Origin of the sequence: Natronorubrum aibiense, assembly GCF_009392895.1 — an archaeon.
Taxonomy (GTDB): Archaea; Halobacteriota; Halobacteria; order Halobacteriales; family Natrialbaceae; genus Natronorubrum; species Natronorubrum aibiense.
On record NZ_CP045488.1, the window covers coordinates 668,695 to 689,435 of the forward strand.

Below are 20,741 nucleotides of genomic sequence, written 5' to 3' on the forward strand. Positions count from 1 at the left end.
ACAAGGTTAATACCACTGGTTGAGACGCTAAAGGGGAAAGTCGACTTAGCGGGCTTCAAATCCGAGTTTTTGGACGTCTGAGCTAATGCATAACCCCGGCCGGTGAAATATTCATGTCAACTACTACCGAAATTGAAAACAGTAGAGTATCGATCGAGCAATCAGAGAGCGAAGATCCAATTAGTTGTTCAACGACAGAGAATGCGACGGTATTCCGTTCGTGGGAATGCGCACAGGGTTACCGTCTCGGTGGGAGAAAAGATAGTTACCACGCTCACTATCGGCGTCTTTGGAAGCAGCATCTCGGCCTCTATAACGGAATGTGGCGAGATGAAAAGAAAATGAACAGACTCGATACGTTGTATCTATTCGACGCGATCTCTGGGTTCCTCGAACTGACTGCACTTCAAAAAGAGGAAGCAAGACGTCACGTTGAAAAGCAAGACTTCCGCCGGTTCAACCGCCCTAACTCGGGTATGTTGCCAACACTGACGGGAATTATCGCTATCTGCGCGTATTACTGCCATGAGGATGGTCGACGTTGCCACCCGAATCATAAAGACAAAGACGAGCTGTTTGAGCAACTGTTTGCAGACTTTGAGATACCGATGAACTACTTCGGGAAAGTCTATGGGCGGTTTGAACAGGATCTGCGGAAACCCCTTCCTGCTCCTGATCTTGATGAAGCAGTAGTCGTCCCGCAGGGTGGAGAATGGTGGCCTTATGGACAGGTCTGCTCACCGGCTTGAACATATCATTATCTCCCAAAACTCGACAGATCGAATAGGGGGTTATAAAGAATTTTGTATTAATAGGGGTAGAGAAGCGGCGAACGGCGGTAGTGACACTACTTAGTGGGTTGTCGGTGTCGAAGATTAGTTCGAGAAGGCGGCAGACCAAGTGTAACCAGTAAGCTTCCCGGTGAGATACACACTGAGCTACTCGGCGTTACTGGGAATGGCTATAGTAGTCTGGCGCCCTTCTCGCAAGAAGAAGCTTTTCTCCCGATCCTGCCGGACACCGATCGGGCACGAAGGGGTGTTCACCACTACGTGTCACTTCTAACAGTACGGTAGGGTATCAAATTCTTTCTACACGCTAACAATTTTCGCACATCTACCAACGAACAGCTAAAAACGGGAATCTTCGAAGCCTGTGAAAGCGTCTCTCGGTTCGCGATCGACGGAGTTCTTATTTACCAGGATTTGTTGAAATCCTCAGAATCTGTTAGAAAGAGAGTGCTGAATACAGAGAATGAATGTATCGGGCTTGTAAAAATTGTAGCCCTTTCACGCATCGGTCGTTGGAATACAATATCTCAGTAACTAATTTGAGTGGCCGGGCGGATTAACGCCGTTACAAAGCTTAGGAACATTTTCACCCGGTGGACCTACGTTTTTTGCATAGTTGGATGCAGCTTCTCCTTGCTCTCCTGGGTCACGGTCTGTAAGACTTGGTATTCCTTTGTTTTCACCGCAGTTGTTCGCGTCTGCTGATACCACGCCAGCGGTACCGCCCGTAAGCGCAACGAGTACTACGAGCGCGATGAGTATTTTAGTGGTTCTCATGTCTTTTCACTGGATAGGTGGTTTCCCTTATCCAGGTGAGGGTGCCACGGACGTCTATATAACCAATGACGACTGTTTCTCACGAGGAACTGATAGTTACTACGAGAAAATCATTGAATTATAGAATTATTGAGATGGTTCCAACAGTACGTCCGTCTTATGCTGTTGGTGAACGGAGGCCTGTGCTTGTCCTCTCCTGAATAGATACTCTGGGCCTTGTTTGAACGCGTGATTTCACGGGTGTAAGTCCTCTATTGCGCGTTCGATGTTGCGGACGGCGGATTTCATGACAAGTTCACGGAATTGACCGAACCAGGTTCTCGACCAGAGCGTATCGCCGTATCTGCGCCGGAGACCGAAAAACACCGATTCAGCGTTCGACCGCTGGTGATACGCCCGATCCTTGATGAGCAAATTTCTCGCCCACCCCCGCATTCCAGGATCTCGCTGCGGAATCAGCGGCGTGATACTTTCCGCACGCAACCTCGTACGAATCTCCTCCCAGTCGTAGCCCTTATCGGCAGCGACAGTCGTCAAATCGTCGAGATTCCGCACTAACACCTGCCAGCCGACCTGTGTATCGTGCGGTTGTTTCATCGAGCAGTGTATATCGAGAATCGCACTGGTTTCACAATCGATAAGCAGCGTCGTCTTCACCGCCTCAAACGTATAGTCCGTCCGTTTTGCGTAGTGCTGGCTGGCCTGGACGCGATCGACACCGGTTGCGTCGATCGCCTGCACATCACCGAGATCATACAGCTCGACGGACTGATCAAGGATCGCTCGCCACCGCTTCATCGGAATTGCCTGCTTTCGCGTACACACCGTCGAGAAGTGTGGAACCGTTTCAGGCCTCAATCCGAGTGATTTTGTCACTCTCGGCATCTCGCGGAGGACGTCCATCAGCTTCCGGTACGGATGGCCGAGATACTCTTTCAATCCCTGAACGGCGAGAATCACCCAGTCAGCGTAGCCTTCTTCTCCCGGACGGTAGGCCGGTGCTGGCGTTCCAACGACGGCTTTTTGAGCGAGCGATACAACCTTCTCTGTGAAGCGGGAGGTCTTCGTGTGCACAACGAACCCGTCCCGCTTCACTTCCTAGTAGATTTGGTATTTTCCCCGAGCTACTAACACGACGATACGAGTTCGATCGACTCTACACTGCTAATGTTTGAGCGTCTAAACAAGGCCGATACTCTGTATTACACATGGTTACTAAGGGGTTACCTCGTCTCTAAAAAAACTCCGTGGTACATTCGCGCTGTGTATCTTGCACGACTCCTGAAACTTATCGCCGATTAAGATTTTCAACAGAACCATTCATCCTATTATGTACGATTGCAACCACACATCACACAGCAGTCGTTCGATGCGGTGTGCAGTGACGGTCAGTGGCTACTATATTAGAACAGATTCAGGTATGGCCGTCTCAGTAGCCTCTTGACGTCTTTGTTCTCGTCAGGAACACAGCCGTAGATCCGACGAAGTTCATCTTCACTGAAGGCCGCGAAGCCACACTCTTGATCTTCGAGTTCATCGAGCTGCCAGACGGTTGCTTCGAGGATCGCGGTCTCGAGCTGGCGGCGTTCTCGCTGCGTTCGGGCCTCCGGGTAGGCGTCGATGAGTTCCTGCACTTCTGCTGTGTTGTACGTCGTCATGGTCATCCCATTCTGTCGAGTGCGTCCTGGCGATCTTCGACCGGGGCAGCGTCGTACTTCATCGTCGTCTGTACGCTCCTGTGACGCAATTGCGCCTGCGCAGCGGCCAGATCCTCTTCTCGAGTCATGTACGTCCCGACCGAGTATCGGATCGAGTACCAGCTCATCTTCCGGTTTTCCGTGTCGATCCCTGCTTCCTCGCACAGATTGTGGAGTAGTCGTTTGAGCGACTGCGAATCGTACGGGTTTCCGAAGCGGGTGAGCCACAGTGCGTCCGTATCGTCGTAGAGTTCCCGTTGATCGCGTTCTTCGATCCACCGCTCGAGTGCTTCTGCGGTCTGCGAGGAGATGCTTACGAGCCAATTATCGCGGTTCTTGGTGGACTCCTCAACGGGAATGCGGAGCACTTCGTTTTCCGTGTCCACCCACGAGACTTTCGCGCGGCCGACTTCCGCTGGCCGAAGGCCCGCGTCCAAGCTCGTCCACACGATCGACGTCAGCTTCCATCCGTTGACTCGCTCCCAATCATCGGGAGATACCTCCTCGAGCGGCTTCCGCAACCGTTGTGAGACGTACTTCTTCCACTCTGCACGCTCTTCCGGTGAGAGCGAGCGGTAACTCGGGATCGAGCCGTAATCAAGTGCGGCTTCCCGAACCTTTCTGCGCTCCTGTACGGTCAGGAAGTCACGCGGCTGCGTGTTCTGATCCTTCGAGAAGGAGATCTTCGGCTCCCACTTCTCCTCGCCATGCTGGTGGTGTCGCCACTTGAAGTAGCGAACCAGCGCGTCTCGAGTGTTACACCTGTGCGAGCCACTGTAGTCCTCCTTCGCCAGATGCATCACGTAATCGTCGGCGTGGTCTCGAGTCAGCACTGGGACGTACTCCTCTTCTTTCTCCCACACGTAGCGTTCGAAAACGCCGATGCGGTACGTCGTGGCGCGCGCGGTGTACTCGGAGTAGCCCTCGACCTTCTCGGGCTTTTTACCGAACACAAGGAGCCACTCGACGAACTCGCGCCGCTTGTTCTCGTAATCGACGAGCTGTTTGCTGTTCAGATACGTTTCGGCCTTCCGTGGGACGATTTCGAAGTTGATTTCGACCATGTTGCGTCCGAACCCATTTCATCGAACGGGAACGGGTGTAGCCCAATCGTCAAAGTCGCCGCTGTCTTGCGATTTTGGCAGTCACATCGAACGATGTTGGGCGATAGTTGGTTAACGTACACGTTGCTCGGACGCGTGAAAACCGCAAGAGGGCAAAGCCCTGGAATGCGAGGGCTGGGATTTGAACCCAGGGACCCCTACGGGAGCGGGTCTTAAGCCCACCGCCGTTGGCCTGCTTGGCTACCCTCGCACAGAAGTGCACTCGAGGATAGTACCCCACCCGGAATGTGCGTTTCGATGTCGATCCCGGTCAGCCGGCACGCGTCGGTGTGTTCGTGGTGCCCGTTACCAGTCGACGCTCAGCGAGCCGTCGCCGTGGGGATCGGGCGCGATCTCCTCGTCGGTTCGGCGGTCGATCACGTGAATACAGCCGTCGTCTTTTTTCGCCGGGCAGACCTCTGCTGCACGGACGTTGTGCTCGAGGTCCTCCTCGCCGAAGAAGTACGTCGTCGGCTGGGCGATGCCGGATTTGATCGACATCTCCCAGTTGTCGCTGACCTCGGCGCACTTGCCCGCGCCGAAGCACTTGTTGGCCTCGAAGATGATCTTGTAGGGCTTTTCCTCGATCGGCGGTGCATCCGACGAGCCGACATCGCTCGCGCGTTGAATACCGTCGTCGCTCATTAGCTGATGGTTCGGCCCTGTGGTCTTTCCCGTTACGGTCGCGCGCCGACCGTGGCCGCGTGCTCGAGACCAGCGGTCGACGACGCCAGTCAGGACGACCGCGTTTTTGGCGTCGGTTCGGGGAGATCGTAGGTGACGCCGGTGAGGTCGCTCGAGACGGTCCATAGTCTGCGGGCCGTCTCGCGGTCGTACGAGCGATCGGACGACGCCTGTCGCTCGGGTGTGCCGCGCATGTTCATGAGACCGCCGGGACCGTAGTAGCCGCCGCCTTCGACGTCCGGCGCGGTCGCGGCGTACAGCGTCGGCAGCGCGCCCCGTTCGGCAGACTGGGCCAACACCGTGTTCGCGAGTCGCGTCGCCGCTCGAGCCACGCGGCCGCGGTCCTCGACGCTGCGCGACTGCAGTCGTGTGTCGGCGTAGCCGGGGTGGACTGCGACGCTTCTCGCATTGACACCACCCGCCCGAAACCGTCGCTCGAGTTCATATGCGAAGCACACGTTCGCGAGTTTCGACTGACTGTAGGCGTCCCACCGGTCGTAGTCGCGCTCGCTCTGCAGGTCGTCGAACTCGAGCTCGCCGCGCTCGTGGAGGCCGCTCGAGACGGTGACGACGCGCGCCGGCTTCGAGCCGTCTGTCCGCAGGTTCTCGAGCGCCAGTCCCGTGAGCGCGAAGTGGCCCAGATGGTTGACGCCGAACTGGGTTTCGAAGCCGTCGGCGGTCTCCCGTCGTGGGATCGCCATCGTCCCGGCGTTGTTGATCAAGACATCAACCGGGTCGTCACCGAGGCGGTCGGCGAACGCGCGGATCGACTCGAGACGCGCCAGATCACAGTCCTCGATTCGGAGGTCGGCGTCCGGAACGTCCGAACGGACGTCCCGTGCGGCGTCCTCGCCGCGGTCAGTGTCCCGGCAGGCCATGATCACCGTCGCCCCGTTCCGGGCGATTTCGCGGGTGGTCTCGAGACCGATGCCGCTGTTTGCGCCCGTCACGATGACGGTCCGATCGTGTTGCGGCGGGATATCGGCGGCAGTCCAGCCCATACGCGGATAGACGGGTGCAACCCATCTAAGCGTGGTGTACGCGGCAGTCAGCACTGCCGACTAGTCGGATTCGATCCGGCTGGTGGCACCTGTCGCGGACCCGGTGACACGAGCCGGCCCGTTCAGGACAGTGTTCGTGACAGTTGCTGAACAGTACACGTAGTCTTTTGTGGCTGGCGAGCCACTAGTAGCGTATGCCCCACGGCCAAGATGTCGAAAACGACACGTCAGAGATCAGCTCCGAGTACGAGTGTCTCCAGTGTGGGAACATCGTCAGGGCCGAGACCAACCCCGGCGAATGTGAGGAGTGTGGTGGCGACTTCCATAACCGAGCCAAATCGGTCGAGTAATCGCGAGTCCGTGACGCCGTCGGCTCGCTACGTGGTGTGCGGAACAAAAACGCGACGTACTCGAGTCGCCGAGCGTCGGTGTTACTCGTAGTCGACAGAAACCGACTCGAGGACGACCTCGTCTCGTGGCTTGTCGTTCCGGTCGGTGTCGACGGAGCCGATCTCGCGGACGACATCCATCCCGTCAGTGACTTTCCCGAAGACAGAGTGGCGACCGTCGAGGTGAGGTTGGGCATCGAGCGTAATGAAGAACTGCGAGCCATTGGTGTTCGGCCCGGAGTTGGCCATGCTCAGGATGCCCGCGTCGTCGTGACGCAGGTCGTCGTGGAACTCGTCGTCGAACTGGTAGCCGGGACCGCCGCGACCGGTTTCGGTTGGGTCGCCGCCCTGAATCATGAAGCCCTCGATGATGCGGTGGAAGGCGACGTCGTCGTACAGTGGCTCGCCTTCGACTTCCTCGCCCGTCTCGGGGTCGGTCCACGTCTTACCGCCCGTAGCCAGCCCGACGAAGTTGTCGACGGTGCGCGGTGCGCGCTCGTCATAGAGTTCGACCTCGATGTCGCCGCGGTTCGTGTGCAGGGTCGCAGTTACGTCTCCCATACTCTCGGCGACGACGGGACGACTGAAAACGGTAGTGGTCTCGAGTTATGACACGTCTAGGTGTGTCGATCCGCCTCGAGGCACACGAGACGGCCGCAGCTACATACCACCGGCCGTGGAACGACGTCGTATGGCCACCGGAACGCATACCGCCGAAGCGGTGACACTCGCGCGGCTTCCCTCCGGCGTGGAACTCACGACGACGATTCACCGGTATCGCGGCCCCGTTGACGGGCCGACCTGCTACGTTCAGGGGGCCCAGCACGGCCGTGAGATCAACGGGACCGAAACGCTTCGCCGATTTCACGAGCGCCTGTCGCTCGAGCAGTTGTCGGGAACCGTCGTCGCCGTCCCTGTCGCGAACCCGCTGACGTTCGATCGCGTCTCCTACACCACACCGGAAGTGCTCGACAGCGTCAACCCGAACATGAACCGAGTCTGGCCGGGTGACGCCGACGGCAGTCTCCACCAGCGGATGGCCGCCCGCCTCTGGACCGAGATCGAACAGGCCGATGCCGTCGTCGACCTCCACACGGGGAGCCCGGAGATGCTGCCACACGTGGTCTACCAGGAAGGCGACGAGGACGCCCGGCGACTCGCCGAAGCGTTCGGCACCGAACTCTTACTCGCCGAACGGGCAGACGACGACGCCACAGTCGAGTGGCACCGGCGCGGCTTCGCGGGCAAACTCCGCGTCACCGCCGCCGAGGAGGGAATCCCGTCGATCACGCCCGAACTCGCACACAACAAACAGATCGTCGAGGACGTCGTCGAGGCCGGCGTCGAGGGATTGTTCGACGTCTGTCGCTCACTCGAGATGCTGCCCGGGAACGTTCCCGATCGAGACCAGACGGTCGCTCGCAACCACCTCGGACAGGTCACCGCCACCGACTCCGGGCTGTTCCGGCCCGAGCCAGCGCTCGAGGTCGGCCAGTTCGTCGACGAGGGGACGACGCTCGGAACAGTGTACGATCCGACGACGTACGAACCGCTCTACGAGGCGGTAGCGGATCGGAGCGGCCTTCTCTACGTGCTCACGCAGGAGGCGACCGTCGTCGCGGGAGACCGACTCGCGAGCGTCGCAGAGATCGATGAGGCATAATCGCACCGAATCAGCAGGTCGAAAACCCGCCGTCGACGACCAGTCCGTGGCCGCTGACGAACGAGGACTCGTCGCTCGCGAGAAAGAGGATGGCGTCGGCGATCTCCTCGGGTTCGCCCAAACGTTTGAGTGGATACTCCTCGGCCATCGCCTCGCGGACCGCTTCGGGGTCGTCTTGGGCCGCCAGATACTGCTCGAGCAACGAGGTGTCCGTAAAGCCCGGACAGACGGTGTTCGCACGCACACCGTACGGACCGGCCTCGGCTGCGATCGCACGGGTGAGGTTCAATACGGCCCCCTTGCTCAGCGAGTAGGCCGCCTGCTTGGGCAGTCCGAGGATACTCGCCAGCGACCCGACGTTGACGATCGCACCACGGCCTTGCTCTTTCATATGTGGTAAGGCGGCGTGACAGCCGTTCCAGACGCCCTTGATATTGACATCGATGACGAAGTCACGCGCCGAGTCGTCGGTGTCCTCTAGTCGAGCGGAGGGATGGCCGACCCCCGCGTTGTTGACGATGATGTCGAGACCGTGCGTCTCGGCAACGGCGTCGACGACCGTGTGGAACGCCTCGCTGTCGGTAACATCGAGATCGGAGAACTCGGCCTCCGCACCGTCCGCCGTGAGGGCCTCGGCGAGCTCCTGCCCGTCGTCGCTGTCGATGTCCGTCACGATCACTCGTGCACCCTCCTCGGCGAACCGTTCGGCCGTCGCCTGCCCGATACCCGACGCGGCACCCGTGATAAGCGCTGTCTTGTTCTCGAGTCGCATAGCGTATCAATCGGACGACCGGTCTATAAATTCGTTCATTACCACACATATAAACGGAATATCTGTTTGCAAAACTCGAGTCTCTCTAAAACAGTGGTAATCCTTGGCCGACGGAGACTTACTTCGTCCGCGAGAAGATGACGACGTCGCTGTCGGCAAGCGTTACGGGCTCGTCGGCGCGTACGTCCGCGCGCTCGGCGGTCGAGAGTGCGACCTCCCAGTCGCTGCAGGTCGTCTCGACGAGTTCGGTCGGGACGGCGGTCGCGGGCTGGCCTTCCATGTTCGCTACGAACAGCAGTTCCTCGCTCTCGTCAGGAGCTCGTCGCCGTCCGTAGTAGAGCACCGTTCCGTCGGCGGGGTGGTGATAGTCGAAGACGTCGTCTTCGTGGAGATCCTGACGGAGCCACGGCCGGTCGTGGCGAAATGCCCGAACCCGTCGATCGAAGGCGGTTCGCTCGGGGTCCTGTTCGTCCGTCCAGTGAGACAGGTTGCAGTACGCCTCGAGATCGCGCATCCAGGCGAGGGCGAACTGCTCGAGATCGGCTGTAGTCGGTTGGCCGTCGCCGAGCGGCGGGGAGAGCGTCGAGAGAACGGTCGACATCGTCTCGAAGTCGTAGTCGGTGACGGCGACGGCCGAGGCGAGCGCGTGAACGAACTCTCGGAGTTCGTCACGGTCCTCGAACCCGAGCTCCTTGAGTCGGGAGAAGTGGTTGGGATCGTCGTATCGCTCTTCGGAGATGTGCCAGTCGACGAAATAGGCCGCCTCGCCGACGACTTTGACGTTCCACGTGTCGTCGGTATCGCGGACGAAATCCCAGGGGGCACGCATGTTCGCGTGGACGAAGTCCATCGGCACGCCCGGCAGGAAACAGTAAAAGAGGGCGTTCGAAGCGGGGTTGTTGTACGCGCGTCCGATCGTCTCGTGGAGCGTCTCGGCCAGATAGGGGTTCTCCTGAGTGGCGTTCCAGGCTTCGCCGATTTCGACCTGTGCGCCACGACGGAGCGTGTCGTGATTGGACACACCCGAGATCCACTGGCTGCCAACGTCGGCGACCTCGCGGACACGCCACCACTTCGTCGCCCAGAAGGTGAGGATTGCAGGGGTGTTGTGCGCGAACGTCACCGGCCCCCACTGGAACGAGTGGGGATGCTGGTCGATGAGTTCGCGGTACGTCGAGGCTAGTTCCCAGTCCTCGGCGGGCCAGGGGCGGCCGTCCTCGAAGATCATCCAGGGACGGTACTCGGTGCCGGCGACCTCTTGGGTGACGGCGTCCATCGCCGCCAGAAACTCGTCGTCGTGCCACTCCGACTCCGTCTCCGGGTCCCAGTTGGTGAAATCCTGGGCTCCGTCGACTCTGATCCCGTCGGCACCCCAGTCCATCTTCCGGCGCTGGAGTTCGAGCAGGATTGCCCGGACTGTCGGCTGCGTGTAGTCGAGTTCTTGGCCGTACATCCCCGGTCCCTGGAAGTACTGCTCGGCCAGCAGCGGGAGCGCCCCGTTGTCCGCATGACCGAGCGCGACGTCGAAGACGACGCGCATCGGCTCCGGCAGGTCGTGCAGCGTCGCGATGAAATCGACGAGTTCGTCGGGTCGGCTGGTCTCGAGGACGGCGGGGTTGGTCGCTCCGAACCCCGAGATCACGATGTCGTACCCCCAGTTGCTCATGTCGGGGCTCCGGAACGTGACCTCGAGGGCGGCCGAGTCGATGCCCGCCGGTTCGGTCTCCACCTCGAAGTGATCGGGCTGGTAGTCGCCCTCGGCGATCGGGGCGATCGGCATCAACTGGACGCCGTCGTAGCCAGCGAAGTTCCGTTCCGCTGGGGTCAGTTCCTCGTCCGCGCGCTGTTTGCGGCCGATCGTCTCGAATCGGCGGGTCAGTCCCGCAAGCGAGCCGTCGTCGGTCGCACTCCGGGGATGGATCTCGAGCAGATTGGTCGCGGGCTCGACGCGTGGTAGCCCGTCGTGCTCGCTCGTTTCGATGCGTTCCTCGTCGGTGCCGAGGGCCCGGAAGTAGTCCCGATCGTCGCGTGTCGCATCGAGGTGATCGATATCGTACAGTTCGGCAGGTGCGTACGCACCGAACGGGACCGAGTACGCGAGCGGGTCGGTGATCGTCTCCCACGAGCCGTCGTCGCGGTAGACGAGTCGATACAGCGAGCCGAGTCTCTCCCGGCGGCCGGCACGCGGTCCCGAAACCGCTGCCCAGGTGTACTCGCCCGATCGCTGTGTCGGGACGCGATCGTACCGGACCGAGACAGTCCGTTCGGCTGCTCCTGGGTCGACGTCGGCTGGCGGCGTGAAGATCTCGAGGGAGACGTCCTCAGCCGGAACGTCGCTCTCGACGAGTTCGGGCGTCCAGAACCCGAACTCGGCCCAGCCGTCGCGCCAGTGTGCACCCAGTTTCGGGACGATCGCCTGCGCGCCCTCGAACGGATCGTCGTGCGCCTCGAGCGTGTCGGCACACCACGTACACAACTCGGTTGTCCGCTCCTCTAGGACGGCACAGCCGTCGCCAGTGGACTCACTCATCGCGTCTCACCCGACAGTGGCGCATCGACGACGACGCAACTCTCGACGGAGAGCCCCCCGCCGGAGCGACCGACGTCGGAGCCAGTACGGAGATCGGTCGTCGAGCCGATCCGGTCCGGGAGGCTGACCTCGGCGGCGACCGGGCCGAAGTTCAGGACGACGACGCTACGCTGGCCGTCGTCCTCGCGTGCGTAGGCGACCGCGCCCTCGAGATCGGCTTCGATGTCGACGGGCTCGAAAGTGCCGTCGCGGCCGAGTTCCGGTCGGTCCTCGCGAAGCCGGATCAGCGAGCGATAGTACTCCCGGAGCTCGAGGTCGGCGTCGTCCCAGTCGACCGGGCTACGGCGTCCGGTCTCGCCGATCTCCTGGCCGGCGTACAGCAGCGGCGTGCCGGGAAGCGTGAAGATCGCACCCGCGGCGGCTTCGGTTTCTGGGCGACCACAGTCCTCGACGTACCGCGTTTCGTCGTGGTTCTCGATGTACTGGAGAAAGGCTGCGTGGTCGGGGAAGCCGATCTCAGTGCGCTGCTCGATCGCGTTCGCTACCGCGTCGGCCGTCATGTTCCCGTGGCCGATCTCTCGGAGGGCGAAGTACAGCGTCGTATCGAAGTGGACGTCGAAACAGCCCTCGTGGAAGTCCGGAATGTAGGGGATCGTCTCGTCGAGTAACAGGAACTCCGAATCGTGTGCCCGCACCCGATCGCGGATCTCCTGCCAGAAGTTCGTCGGGACGGCCCAGGCCATGTCACAGCGGAAGCCGTCGACGACCGGTGCCCACTCGTCGACGACCTCGAGGAGGTGCCGACGGACGGCGAGGTTCTCGTAGTTGAAGTTCGCGATGTAGGGCCAGTCGAAGTAGGTCGCGGGCTCGTTTGCGGCTTCGTCTTCCCACTCGTACCAGTCCCGGTACTCGACGTCACCCTCGAGCGCTCGCTGGTAGAACTCGTGGTCGCGCGCAGAGTGGTTGAGTACCAAGTCGAACAGCACCCGAATCCCGTGGTCGTGACAGGCATCCACGAACGCCTCGAACTCGGCTCGCGTGCCGAGATCGTCGGCGATCGAAAAGAAGTCCGTGATGTTGTAGCCGTGGGGAAAGCCGTCGTGCTGGAGCACGGGCGAGAGCCAGAGACAGTCGACCCCGAGGTCCGCCAGCTCCGGAAGCTGAGCCTCGATCGCCTCGAAGGTCGGCTCGTCGTCGGGTGCGAACGATCGGAGGAACACCTCGTACAGCGTAACGTCGCTGCTCCAGGCAGGCGGCTCGTAGAGGCTATCCACGACGACGCCGTCGGCCGTTCGCTCGATCGCGACGGCGTCGGCGACGCTGTGCGTGGTCCCGACGGCGACTGCGTGGACACGGCTCCGATCGCCGATCGCCTCGCGGTCGATCCGCGCGTCCTGACCGCGGACGGTGATGTCCTCGGTCTCGAGGGGGTCGCGGTCGTCGGCGACGAACTCGACGTCGAGTTCCACATCGGGGACGTCGCTGTCGGGTGCCGATCGAGCCGCGGCCTCGAGAACGACGATGTCGCCCTCGAGTCGCCCGCTGAGCTGAATTCGCGGACGGGACGTCTCTCCCTCGACGCCGGGGTCGGCGTACGCGCCGGCGAACCCGTACTCGCCGGACCCTCCCTCGGACGACGTCGGTTGCCGGGATTCGGGGAAGGCCCGAACCGTAAGGCGGTGCGTTCCGGCGGGGCCCTCGAGACCGAGCGTGTAGGTCCCCGGAGCGTCGGGGACGAACTCGAGAACGGGGTCGCTCTCGAGCGTGAGCGTGCTTTCGGATGGTGCGTCGATAATGTGCCAGTCGTACGTCGCCGCCGGATCGGGATTTCGCGGTGCGAGATCGACAGCGGCGCCGACAGCGGTGAACTGCGGTGGTCCGGGATGCTCCATCAATAATTAACAACAGGTGTAGTACTACTTTTTCTTTTCCCAAATACTGACAATCAAGATTGATACACATTCTGTCAATATGGTAAAAATATTTACAATAGGTGTTGTAATTCCTTCTATCGTGATCTTTCCGTCGTGCCGGCTGGCAAACGGTGCCCGAACCACGATCAACCTATGACTATGAGAACGACGCTCAACGAGTACAAACACGACTGCAGAGCAGAGAATCGATATCCGGGCGAGCGGCGATCGACGAACGGCTACTTTACCGGCGACGAGGGGCGACTCGTCTACGTCGATCGCTCGGGGTCGATCCGGGACTACTCCGCAGGGACCCTCGGACTGAACGGCATCGAACACTCCCGGTTCGGCGTTCAGATCGGCGAGGAATGCACCTGGCTCGACGAGATGGACACAACGAAACAGGGGTACGACGGCGAAACAACGGTCGTTATCACCGAATACGACGCCGGTTCGATCACGCTTCGCCAGTACGATTACACGCTCGAGCACGCCCACCTGACGCACTTCGAGCTGCGCGGGACGGGTTCGGAGCGTGCGAAACTCGTCGCCGCACTCACGTTCGCGCCGGATGGTCAGGAACGGAGCGTCGGCCAGCTCCGTCACGAGGACGTCGTCGAGGTGTTCTATCACGACGAACACGATTACGTGACGGCGTCGACCGGCCTGGAGACCGTCGCCAGTCGGACGGTCGGTGGCTTCGACGAACTGCTCGAGGACGAGCCGGTAGCCTACCCGGGCGATGTGAAAGCGAACGACGACCTCTCTGACACCGTCGTCGTCGCCGCTCCATTCGACGACGAGGGGACGCTCGCACAGACGACGCTCGTTTCGCTCGTCGCAGACCACACCAAGACGGCTCGTGCAGACGCGCTCGCACATGTCAGAGCATTTGCCGATCATTACCAGACCGATGGCCGGATCCGCGACCGGGCGAACGCCCACGGGACCTTCGAGGTGCCGGATCATCCACAGCAAGACGCCATCCACACCGACTTGCGCACGCTGTCGCTGCTCACAGCGCCGACCGGTGCACGGATTAAGGGACCGGAGTACGACCCCTATCACGTCTACACCGGTGGCTACGGCTACACCTGGTTCCGCGACGACGCCGAAATCGCGAGCCATCTGTTGCAGATCGACGAGACGTTCGATATCGGTCTCGCCGACGCACACGCCGACAGCGTCGCGTTCTACTGTCAGACCCAGCTTCCCGACGGGACCTGGCCACAGCGCGTCTGGGCCCACGACGGCTCGATCGCCCCCGGCTGGGCACACGATCGCGTCACCGGCGACGGTCCCGAGTACCAGCTCGACGCGAGTGCGAGCGTCCTCGCGTTCCTCGCGACCTACCTCCGGACGAAGACGCTCGAGCCGGACGAGATCACGATGATCGAAAACACGATCGACACCGCGTTCGACGGCCTCGTCGACGCGCTCGAGCCGGACGGGCTGCCCGGCACCTGCCAGTGTCTCTGGGAGGACGAACTCGGCCGATTCACCCACACCGCCGCAGCCGTTCTCGAGGCGTTCGCGGCCGTCGCACGCGCACCCGTCGACGACGAGTTACAGGCACGAGCCGAAGAACGCGCCACGGCAATCTACGAGGGGCTCGCCGAGCGCTGGACCGGGCGCGGCGTCTTCGCTCGCCAGCCGGGCGAGGACCGACTCGACGTGGGTACGCTGGCGCTCGTCAGCGCCCACCGCGAGTATGCGGCCGTCGTCGGCGGTCTCGACGCCGAGCGACTCGAGCGACTCGAGACTCACGTCGAGACGACGATCGACGGACTCGAGCGCGTGCCTGACGGTGCCGTCGCCGGTCTCCCTCGCTACGAGGGCGACGACTGGCGGCAGGACGAGCAAGACGAATCGAAGATCTGGCCGCTGGCGGTCTGCTGGGCCGCCCACGCGAGTGTCGAACTCGCCGACCTGCTCGAGGGGACAGCCCGGACCGACGAGACGACCGAGGGCTGGGTCGATCGAAGTCGGCAGTTGCTCGATCTGGTGTTGCCCGGTGGTGAACTCGTCCAAGAGTCGGGCTATCTCGCCGAACAGGTGTTCGACGCCGGCACCGCAGACAGCGCGACGCCGTACGGCTGGGCCCACGCACTCCGATCGAGGACTGTTGCCACGCTCCAGGAGGCTGGCGTGACGACGGACGCGAGCATGATATCCGGGCCTGCCGCACATTCCACGTGGACGACCGGCGAGACGTACGGAATCGGGACGGCCTGCGATCACGGCTCCGAGGATCCCTCGAAAGTGTGGTTTACGCTCACCGAAGGCGCGATGACCGAACCGCGATTCCCGCGGGTCGACCTTATGAACTTCCGAACCGTGGACTTCCTCATCGTCGACGCGGACGACGCGTCGACCTACACCGCCCGGACGCACAACGAACAGCGCACGGACGACGCACTCGAGAGCCTCGAGCGGTCCACGGAGATGGTCGGCACTGATGCACCGGTGTACCGGCAGACGATCACCGAAACCGGTCGTGACGGCCACAAGTGGCAACTCATGGTGGAGTACGTCACTGATCCGGCCCACGACTCGATCCTGCTCAGCGTGAACTTCACCGCCACGGACGGCAACCAGTACGACATCTACGTCGTCGGCGACGCCGCACTCGCCGGCTACCTTCGGGGTACCGGTGCAGCCCGCATCGAAGACGGCAACGGCTACGCGCTGACGGCTCACGAGACGGGCGAGGCCGACGATCACGCTGTCGTCGATCCCGACGGCGAACCCTACAGCGTCGCGGCCGCACTCGCCTCCCGTCGCGGGTTCGACTGGGCCAGTGCCGACCGATCGTGGTCGAACGAACTCGCGCGGCTCTTCGTCGACGGCGAGACCGTCGAGGCGAGTGTGGAAACCGGTCCCGGACACAGCGTTCTCGTCGGTCGGCTCGGAAACGAGGTGAGCTCGATCGCGGACACCGTCGCACTCGGTTTCGCCGAGGATGGCGATACCGAGACGGCACTCGCCGATGCGAACGAGACCCTCGATCGCGGCTACGTCGACGTTCGAGACGAGTACGTCGAGGGATGGCAGTCGTATCTCTCCACGTTCTCCCTCCCTGCCGCCGTCGCCGACGAGCCCGCCCTCGCAGACCAGTATCGGGCCGCGATGATGGTCCTGAAAGCTGTCGAAGACAAGACGTTCATCGGTGCCGGAATCGCCAGTCCGTCGGTCCCCTGGGGCGACGGTGAGAACGCTGAACACCCCCGCGATTTCGGGTACAACTTCTCGTGGGCGCGGGACCTCTACCAAGTGTTCACCGCGCTCCGGGCTGCTGGCGACGTCGAGAGTGCCCGCGAAGCGCTGGAGTACATTTACACCTACCAGCAACGGGACAACGGGTTCCTCCCGCAGAACACTTACCTCGACGGACGGACTCGCTGGGGCGGCGAACAGCTCGACAACATCGCGTTCCCCTCCGTGATGGCCTACCAGCTCGTCGAGCATCACGGGATCGACTTCGAGAGCGTCGAGTACGACTACGAAACCGTCCGTCGCTCCGTCGAGTATCTGCTCCGATCAGGCCCCCACAGCGGCCAGGAGCGGTGGGAGGAGGAGGCCGGCTATTCCCCGAGTACGATCGCCGCCGAGATCGCCGGCATCGCGTGTGCGGCCCCGCTTGCCGACGCCGAGGGCGAACGCGCCGACGCGCTGACGTACCTCGCTCACGCCGACGACTGGCGCGTGCGCGTCGACGACTGGTGCGCGACGGAGACCGGAATCGAGCGATACGAGCAGACACCCTACTACGTTCGTGTGACTCGGAACGGTAACCCGGAGGACGGGATGCGACGCGAACTCGCCAACAACGGCCCCACGCTCGACGAGCGAGCGATCATCGACGCCGGCTTCCTCGAACTCGTCCGGCTCGGTATCCGCGACCCACACGAGGAGATCATCGAGAACTCCGTCGCGGTCGTCGACGAGACGATTCGCGTCGAGACACCCTACGGCCCGGCCTGGTACCGCTACAACGGCGATGGCTACGGCGAAGTCGGCGAGGACGAACCCGACGAGGGCGGACCCTGGACGCTCGAGGCCCGGGGCAGCGGCCGACTGTGGCCGATCTTCACCGGCGAACGCGCCGAGTACGAACTGCTCGCCGGCACTGAGGACGGCCCCCTCGCTCCGGACGCCCTGCTCGAGACGATGTGTGGGTTCGCGAACTCCGGACGGATGATCCCCGAACAGGTCTGGGACCGGGAGTATCCGACCGAGTACGGCTGGGAGTTCGGCGAAGGCACCGGCTCGGCGACACCGCTGGCCTGGAGTATGGCTCAGTTCGTCCGCCTGTCACACGCGATCGATGCCGGCTCCCCCGTCGAGACGCCGCGGTTCATCGCACAGCGCTACGAGGACGGTGCGCCGACCGCCCCGTCGCTCTCGATCGAGGACGTGACCGTCACTGACGACACCGTGACGATCATCGGTGAGAGCGACGGCGACGAACTACTCTGCTGGCTGCCCGACGGCCACGAGACGATCGAACTCACGGACGGTGCGTTCGAGACCACACTCGACGCCGGCGAAGCGGACTACGTCCAGGTGATCGCAGCGACCGACGACGACGACCTCGTCGACGTCGGGACCGCCCTTGAGACGGTGTGGGTGAGCTGATATGGCTGCTTTCGACCGACGGAGCGGGGTGTTCTGTCACCCGACGGCGCTCCCCGGACCACACGGCATCGGCTCGATCGGTGCGCCTGCCCGGTCGTTCGTCGAGACGATCGCGGCGGCGGGCCAGTCACTCTGGCAGCTCTGTCCGCTCGGACCGACCGTCGGCATCCACGGCGACTCGCCGTACCAGTCGTCTTCGTCGTTTGCCCTCTCGCCGCTTCTGATCGATCTCGAGGCCCTCAACGAGCGCGGCCTGCTCACCGACGACGCGCTCGAGCCCGATCCCGAACTCGATCACGAACTCACCGACGACCGGGTCGCATACGACGCTGTCCGGTCGTTCAAAACGTCGCGGCTTCGTGTGGCGTTCGAGACGTTCGAGCGCGAACAGCCACCCGACCTGGTAGACGGTCTCGAGCAGTTTCGGGCGGAATCGACCTGGCTCGAGGAGTACGCCCATTTCGCGGCGCTGAAAGCCGACTTCGACCGTCAGGCGTGGCTCGACTGGCCGGAGCCGATCCGGCTGCGCGACCCTGACGCACTCGAGCGCTCGTGCGAACAGCGAGCGAGCGACATCCGGTATCACGCGTTCGTCCAGTATCTGGCTGCCGAACAGTGGACCGAGCTTCGGGATCACGCCGCAGCCCACGGCGTCGAGATCGTCGGCGATCTCCCGATCTACGTCGCACTCGACAGCGCCGACGTCTGGGCCAACCCCGACATCTTCGAACTCGAAGACCACGGCACCCCTGCCGTGGTCTCCGGCGTGCCGCCCGGGGGCGGGGGCGAGACCGACGGACAGAAGTGGGGGAACCCGGTCTACGACTGGGACCGGCTCGCTGAAACCAGCTACGAGTGGTGGGTCGATCGATTCGAACGACTGTTCGAGTTGGTCGACATCGCCCGGCTGGACCACTTCCTCGCGTTCGATCGCTACTGGGCGATTCCAGCCGACGCGCCGGCCCACGAGGGCGAGTGGCGCGACGGTCCCGGTCGCGAGCTGTTTGAGACCGTCGCGGACGGCTGCGACGAACTGCCGCTGATCGCGGAGGATCTGGGTCACCTCACCGACGGTGTGGAGCGACTCCGGCAGTCGATCGGCGCACCTGGAATGCGCGTCCTCCAGTACGCAGACTGGTGTACCGAGGACCATCGCTATCAGCCCCACGTCTATCCCGAGGACAGCGTCGCCTACCCGGCTACGCACGACACGAATACAGTCGTCGGCTGGTACGAATCGGTCGACGGCGAGCAACGTGACTGTCTGCACTACTACCTCTCTACGGATGGTCACGAGATCCACTGGGAGTTCCTCGAGGCAGCCTGGGAGAGTGACGCGGTCTTCGCGATCACCCCGCTTCCGGACCTCTACGGACTCGACGGCGAGGCGCGGTTCAACACGCCCGGCACCGCCGACGGGAACTGGGACTGGCGTCTTTCGACCGATCGACTCGAGTCGTTCCCCACAGCTCGGCTGCGCGAGCTGACGGCTCGAACCGATCGGCTCGACGAGACGACGTCTCACTGAATGGTCTAGTCGCCGCTTCAAACAGTGATCGCGAAGTGTCGATCCACTCGAGAACGAAGATCGGCCGTTTCGGACGGAAGACTGGCAGTCAGTGCCGGCGTGCCCGCGGCTGTCCTGCGGGCACACCGGAAACTCGAGACAGCAGCCCGTCTCAGTAGTCGCGAAGGGCCTCGAGGACCGCTTCGGCGCTCCCGTCTGCAATCACGTCGCGAGCCGTCTCGAGTCCCTCCTCAAGCGAGTCGACGTCTTGGCGGGCATACATCCGGAACGCGCCGTTGAGCGCGATGGCGTCGGCGAACTCGTCGTCGCGCTCGCCGGCGAGGACGGCTTCGGTGATCGACGCCGAATCCGCGGTGACGTCGTCGACCTCGAGGTCTTCGTTTTCCATTTCCATGCCGTACTCGGCGGTTTCGATCTCGTAGTCCTCGAGTGCCTCGTTGCCTTCGTCCCACTCGGCGACTTTCGTGTAGCCGGGGCGGATGTCGTCGTAGCCCTCCATTCCCTGGAAGAAGATCGCCCGCGAGAATTCGAGTTGGTCGCTTGCTTCGATGAGGTCGCTCATCTTCTTTGCGAACGCGAGGTGGTAGAACGAGCCGAGATGGACGTCGGCGTTTGCGGGGTTGGCGACCGTCTCGATCGTGTTGACGAACGTGCGCACGCCCATCTGGTCACGTCGTTCGTAGAGGTCCAGAATGCCGGGGTTGAACGCGGGCTGGTAGTAGAAGCCGAAGCCCGTCTCGTCGACCATGTCGGCGCTTTCGGTTGGCTCGAGTTCCGTCCGCACGCCGAGTTCGTCCAGCACGTGTTTGTACGCCGTGGCCTTCTGGGTGGGGACCCGATCGCCGGAGTGAACGACGACCGGCGTGCCCGCGGCGGCGGCGACGAGTCCGGCACCGACGCCGAGGACGGCCGAGGAGTGTTTGCCGTCGTAGTTCGCCCCGCAGTCGACTGGATCGACCTCGGGTTCTGCGGTGACGACCGATTCCTCGCGCATAACGTCGGTGTAGGCCGCCAGCTCCTCGGGAGTGTTTCGCTTCCAGCGGTTCGCCAGCCAGAACGCCCCGAGCGTCGTCTCGTCTGGTTCGCCGGCCAGAATGCGCTGGAATGCCTCTCGAGCCTGCGCGTGCGTCATGTCGTCGGCGGACTTGGGACCGGACCCGACGATTTCGGTCATCAGCCGTTTGAGCGGCCACTCGCCGAACTCCTGGGATGCCTGCGCCATGCGCGTGGGTTTGGAGGGACCGGCCAAAAGCCT

General features: G+C 62.4%; 15 protein-coding genes and 1 tRNA gene. 5 read left to right on the plus strand and 11 right to left on the minus strand.

Features of this window, described 5'->3' with window-relative positions; genetic code table 11:
• Positions 1-113 precede the first annotated feature (113 nt).
• On the plus strand, positions 114-749 hold the full coding sequence (locus GCU68_RS03395) for a hypothetical protein (RefSeq protein WP_152939054.1): 636 nt from the start codon (positions 114-116) through the stop codon (positions 747-749).
• A gap of 1,053 nt (positions 750-1,802) precedes the next feature.
• Here GCU68_RS03395 and GCU68_RS03400 read toward each other — a convergent pair.
• The 6 genes from GCU68_RS03400 to GCU68_RS03425 form a co-directional block, all read right to left on the minus strand.
• Positions 1,803-2,663: an IS5 family transposase gene (locus tag GCU68_RS03400; RefSeq protein WP_152939055.1), complete on the minus strand. Its 861-nt coding sequence runs from the start codon at positions 2,661-2,663 to the stop codon at positions 1,803-1,805.
• A gap of 308 nt (positions 2,664-2,971) precedes the next feature.
• Complete coding sequence (locus GCU68_RS03405) at positions 2,972-3,232, minus strand: hypothetical protein (RefSeq protein ID WP_152939056.1); 261 nt, start codon at positions 3,230-3,232, stop codon at positions 2,972-2,974.
• Complete coding sequence (locus GCU68_RS03410; RefSeq protein ID WP_152939057.1) at positions 3,229-4,329, minus strand: tyrosine-type recombinase/integrase; 1,101 nt, start codon at positions 4,327-4,329, stop codon at positions 3,229-3,231. Before GCU68_RS03410 ends, GCU68_RS03405 begins: the two co-directional genes overlap by 4 nt.
• 166 nt (positions 4,330-4,495) lie before the next feature.
• A tRNA-Leu gene (locus GCU68_RS03415) sits at positions 4,496-4,579 on the minus strand.
• A gap of 95 nt (positions 4,580-4,674) precedes the next feature.
• Positions 4,675-5,013: a ferredoxin gene (locus tag GCU68_RS03420; protein ID WP_152939058.1), complete on the minus strand. Its 339-nt coding sequence runs from the start codon at positions 5,011-5,013 to the stop codon at positions 4,675-4,677.
• A gap of 89 nt (positions 5,014-5,102) precedes the next feature.
• Complete coding sequence (locus GCU68_RS03425; RefSeq protein ID WP_152939059.1) at positions 5,103-6,053, minus strand: oxidoreductase; 951 nt, start codon at positions 6,051-6,053, stop codon at positions 5,103-5,105.
• 194 nt (positions 6,054-6,247) lie between these two features.
• On the opposite strand from GCU68_RS03425, the gene GCU68_RS03430 reads away from it, so the two are divergent.
• Positions 6,248-6,403, plus strand: coding sequence for a rubrerythrin-like domain-containing protein (locus GCU68_RS03430; RefSeq protein WP_152939060.1), 156 nt, complete (start codon positions 6,248-6,250; stop codon positions 6,401-6,403).
• An 81-nt stretch (positions 6,404-6,484) separates the two neighbouring features.
• Here the strand turns inward: GCU68_RS03430 and GCU68_RS03435 are convergent, their stop codons facing one another.
• Positions 6,485-7,003: a peptidylprolyl isomerase gene (locus tag GCU68_RS03435; protein WP_152939061.1), complete on the minus strand. Its 519-nt coding sequence runs from the start codon at positions 7,001-7,003 to the stop codon at positions 6,485-6,487.
• Between the two features lie 130 nt (positions 7,004-7,133).
• On the opposite strand from GCU68_RS03435, the gene GCU68_RS03440 reads away from it, so the two are divergent.
• Entirely contained in the window at positions 7,134-8,105 is a 972-nt protein-coding gene (locus GCU68_RS03440) for a succinylglutamate desuccinylase/aspartoacylase family protein (RefSeq protein WP_152939062.1), read from the plus strand.
• A 10-nt stretch (positions 8,106-8,115) separates the two neighbouring features.
• On the opposite strand, the gene GCU68_RS03445 is transcribed toward GCU68_RS03440, so the two are convergent.
• The 3 genes from GCU68_RS03445 to malA all read right to left on the minus strand — a co-directional run bounded on the left by GCU68_RS03445 (position 8,116) and on the right by malA (position 13,299).
• Positions 8,116-8,877 carry an SDR family NAD(P)-dependent oxidoreductase gene (locus GCU68_RS03445; RefSeq protein ID WP_152939063.1) on the minus strand — a complete coding sequence of 254 codons (762 nt, stop codon included), beginning with the start codon at positions 8,875-8,877 and terminating at the stop codon, positions 8,116-8,118.
• Between the two features lie 118 nt (positions 8,878-8,995).
• Positions 8,996-11,407, minus strand: coding sequence for a glucosylglycerol hydrolase (gghA, locus tag GCU68_RS03450; RefSeq protein ID WP_152939064.1), 2,412 nt, complete (start codon positions 11,405-11,407; stop codon positions 8,996-8,998).
• Positions 11,404-13,299: an alpha-amylase MalA gene (gene malA, locus GCU68_RS03455; protein ID WP_152939065.1), complete on the minus strand. Its 1,896-nt coding sequence runs from the start codon at positions 13,297-13,299 to the stop codon at positions 11,404-11,406. The genes gghA and malA overlap by 4 nt, the downstream gene beginning before the upstream one ends.
• A 174-nt stretch (positions 13,300-13,473) precedes the next feature.
• Here malA and GCU68_RS03460 point away from each other — a divergent pair, with 174 nt between their 5' ends.
• Both GCU68_RS03460 and malQ read left to right on the plus strand, forming a co-directional pair.
• Positions 13,474-17,958, plus strand: a complete 4,485-nt coding sequence (locus GCU68_RS03460) for a glycoside hydrolase family 15 protein (protein ID WP_152939066.1) — start codon at positions 13,474-13,476, stop codon at positions 17,956-17,958.
• A 1-nt stretch (position 17,959) separates the two neighbouring features.
• Positions 17,960-19,486, plus strand: a complete 1,527-nt coding sequence (gene malQ / locus GCU68_RS03465; RefSeq protein ID WP_152939067.1) for a 4-alpha-glucanotransferase — start codon at positions 17,960-17,962, stop codon at positions 19,484-19,486.
• Positions 19,487-19,637: 151 nt separating this feature from the next.
• On the opposite strand, the gene GCU68_RS03470 is transcribed toward malQ, so the two are convergent.
• Positions 19,638-20,708: an anthranilate phosphoribosyltransferase gene (locus GCU68_RS03470; RefSeq protein ID WP_152939068.1), complete on the minus strand. Its 1,071-nt coding sequence runs from the start codon at positions 20,706-20,708 to the stop codon at positions 19,638-19,640.
• Between the last annotated feature and the right edge of the window lie 33 nt (positions 20,709-20,741).